Source organism: Propioniciclava sp., assembly GCF_029977985.1.
GTDB lineage: Bacteria > Actinomycetota > Actinomycetes > Propionibacteriales > Propionibacteriaceae > Propioniciclava.
In genome coordinates this window covers 1-2997 of the sequence record NZ_JARKOT010000174.1, presented here as the reverse complement: position 1 = coordinate 2997, position 2997 = coordinate 1, and the positions used below count along the sequence as shown (strand labels likewise).

The following is a 2997-nucleotide window of genomic DNA, read 5'->3' as shown; positions in this document are numbered from 1 at the left end:
GGCCACCGCGAAGGCCCTCGGCCTCGGCGAGAACGGCCGCTACATCACGGCCCTCACCTTCGGCAACGTGCACGGCGTGTACAAGCCGGGTGCCGTCAAGCTGCGCCCCGCGGTGCTCAAGGAGATCCAGGACGCCGTGGGTGCCGAGTACGGCAAGGAGCGCCCGTTCGACCTGGTGTTCCACGGTGGCTCCGGCTCGAGCCCCGAGGAGATCGCGGATGCCGTGAAGTACGGCGTCGTGAAGATGAACGTCGACACCGACACCCAGTACGCGTTCACGCGTCCGGTTGTCACGTGGATGATGCAGAACTACGACGGCGTCCTCAAGATCGACGGCGAGGTCGGCAACAAGAAGATGTACGACCCGCGCGCGTGGGGCAAGACGGCCGAGGCCGGCATGGCCGCCCGTGTCGTCGAGGCCTGCCAGAACCTCGGTTCGGTCGGCACGCACGCCTGATCCGCATCGCAGCGCAACCGGCGCCTCGCCCCTGTGGGGGCGGGGCGCCGCTGCGTGATGGGGCCGGACGCCGGCGCCGCTACCGCCCGCTCAGCGGGCCCACGCCGTGATCCCGGCGGCGACGGCCTCGGCGTAGCGCTGCCGGACGGCCGGATCCTGCACGGCGCGCGCCTCGGCCGGGTTGCGGAACTCCGCGAGCTCCAGGAGGACGGCCGGGCGTGTGGCGTGGTTGAGGGTGCCGAGGTCGTCACGCCGCTGCAGCGCTCCGCCCGCCGAGGGGCTGAAGCCGGACGCCTCCAGCGCCGCCACCAAGTCGGCGGCCAGCGCCCGTGAGGGCGCGCCCTGCGCATCGTTGAGTGGGGTGGCCACCACGATCGCGAAGAACCCGTGCGGAGCACTCGATTCCGACCCGTTCGCGTGGATCGACACCATCACATCCGCATCGTTCACCTGCGGGGACCGGCCGCGCACGTCCACGCAGGGCCCCACGCCGGTCGGGCCACGGGTCAAGATCACGGTGGCGCCCTCGGCTTCGAGCAGGGCGCGCGTCCGGTCGGCGACGTCGTAGGTGAAGGCGTGTTCTGGGTAACCGTCGCGCGTTGCGGTGCCCGTCGTGTTGCAGGCCTTGGTGCCCCCTCGGCCGTCGGCCACCGGCCGCGCGATCGTCGCCGCGGCCGCCCCGTTGCCCGCGTTGTGGCCAGGGTCGAGCACAACCCGCAGGTCGGCCAGCGGCGCCAGCGGCGTCAGGGTCGGGGTCGCGTCGCCGGACGCCGCCGGCGCAACCGGTGCCGGCGGTGCGCTGGCCGCGCCCGTGGTCGCCGTCGCCGGCGGCTGGTCGGGTGCGGCCGAGAGGGGGACCCCGGGGGCCGTGGCCGGCGGCGTCCCAGCCGGAGAGGAGCAGCCCAGCAGGATGCCGATCAGCGAAAGGGCGACCGCCAGGAGCACGCCGCGTCCAAGGGGCGGGAGCGTGGGCACGGCGTCACGCGAGCCGGACGCGCTGCTCAGGGCTGCCCGGCGCTGTAGAGCGCCTCGCGAGCGGGCGTGGAGAGGTAGGCCTTGACCATCGACTCGGTGGCCGCCTGGAACGAGGCCTTGTCGACGTCGTTGTAGGCGACGCCCTTGCTCTCGGCGTCGGTGCGGCCGGCCTGCTCGGCGGTCGCAACCGCACCGTTGGCGGCGGTCGCCGCGGCCGGGAGGGCGGCGAGGAGGGCCTGCCGGTCGGCGTCCGAGAGGGAGGCAAGGCTGTCGCTGTTGGCGACCAGGTAGTCGGGCACGAGCTGGTGGCCCGTCAGCGACACGAAGTTGGCGGTGCCGGCGAGGTTCTGCGCGCCGTAGCCGAACTGGGTGTCCTCGACGCCCTGCAGGGTGCCCGCGGCGATGGCGGCGTGGATCTGGTCCGCGGCGAAGGGGACCGCGATCGCCCCGAGCGCCTCGATCACCTGCACCTGCGTGTCCGACTGGGTCACCGCCAGGCGGAGGCCGGAGAGGTCGGCGGGGGTGTTGACCGCGTGCGCGTTGTTCGCCACGTTGCGCGCACCGGCGTACAGGCCGGTGAGGACGGTGAGATGGTGGCTGTCGGCGAGCGAACCGTAGAGGTCGCCGACGACGGCGGCATCGCTGAGGACGCGCGCTTGCGTCTCGGCCGAATCGAAGGCGTACGGCAGGGCGAAGGTGCCGAAGTCGGGGTTGAGCTCGGTGAGCTGCGCGCTGTCGACGACGGCGAGATCGAGGGTGCCGTCCTCGACGGACGCCGCCTCGCCACCCGCAGTGATCTCGAGGGTGACGCGGCCCTCGGTGGCGGCCGACACCTGCTCGGCGAGGGCCGCCGCGGCGTCGTGGCGCACGTCGCCGTCGCCGCCGGCCAGGCCCAGCTGGAGGGTGGTCGGCTCGGCCGGCGCCGTGGGCGTCGGGGCGGGGGTGGCCGTGCAGGCGGTGAGCGCGAGCGCGGCGCCGGCCAGGGCGGCGATGAGCTTCGGACGCAGCATGGTGGGTCTCCTCAGCGGTCGGATCGGCACCAGCGTAGGGCGACGGCGTCCGACTGCGCAGCCCGTCGCGGAAACGGGCCTTGTCAGCCGCGGTTTGGTGTCTCGGCGGCAGCGTAGGCGATGGTCGTGACCGTGAACGTGAGGCCGCGGCCGGTGAGCGCACGCGTGACCGGGGCGATGAGGCGGCCGAGGGCGCCGAACAAGCGTGTTTCGCACGTGTGGACGAGTTCGCAACCGCCGGGTGCCGGGGTCATCGTGAACGTGTCACAGCGGAGGGGCTCGCCCGCGTTCGGGCCGTCGGTCATCTCCTGGACCCAGGTGACCGTGTGGGCGTCGTCTCCGGGGCCGTGGGGGCGGCGGGTGAGGTGGAAGCGGATCGTGAACGACGAGGAGCGCTTGTGGAGCCGCACCTGTTCGCCACCGTCGAAGACCTCGACGCCGTCGGGGTCGTAGGCCCACCAGGCCAAGGACTGTGGGTCGGCGAGGAGGTCGGCGAGGCGTCCGGGAGGGGTCGAGACGAACCGGCCGACACGCTGGGCCTGCGCCGGCGGGGGA

General features: G+C 73.4%; 4 protein-coding genes. 1 reads left to right on the top strand and 3 read right to left on the bottom strand.

What is annotated here, in order from left to right; translation table 11 throughout:
* Nucleotides 1–457, top strand: a 457-nt coding sequence (locus Q1K57_RS10830) for a class II fructose-bisphosphate aldolase (protein ID WP_300082282.1), incomplete at its 5' end; no start/stop codon positions are given.
* A gap of 90 nt (nucleotides 458–547) precedes the next feature.
* Here Q1K57_RS10830 and Q1K57_RS10825 read toward each other — a convergent pair.
* From Q1K57_RS10825 to Q1K57_RS10815, 3 genes are all read right to left on the bottom strand, one after another.
* Nucleotides 548–1432 carry an N-acetylmuramoyl-L-alanine amidase gene (locus Q1K57_RS10825; RefSeq protein WP_300082279.1) on the bottom strand — a complete coding sequence of 295 codons (885 nt, stop codon included), beginning with the start codon at nucleotides 1430–1432 and terminating at the stop codon, nucleotides 548–550.
* Nucleotides 1433–1458: 26 nt separating this feature from the next.
* Nucleotides 1459–2442 carry a TRAP transporter substrate-binding protein DctP gene (gene dctP / locus Q1K57_RS10820; RefSeq protein ID WP_300082276.1) on the bottom strand — a complete coding sequence of 328 codons (984 nt, stop codon included), beginning with the start codon at nucleotides 2440–2442 and terminating at the stop codon, nucleotides 1459–1461.
* A gap of 83 nt (nucleotides 2443–2525) precedes the next feature.
* The coding region (locus Q1K57_RS10815; RefSeq protein WP_300082273.1) for a hypothetical protein at nucleotides 2526–2997 on the bottom strand (472 nt) is incomplete at its 5' end.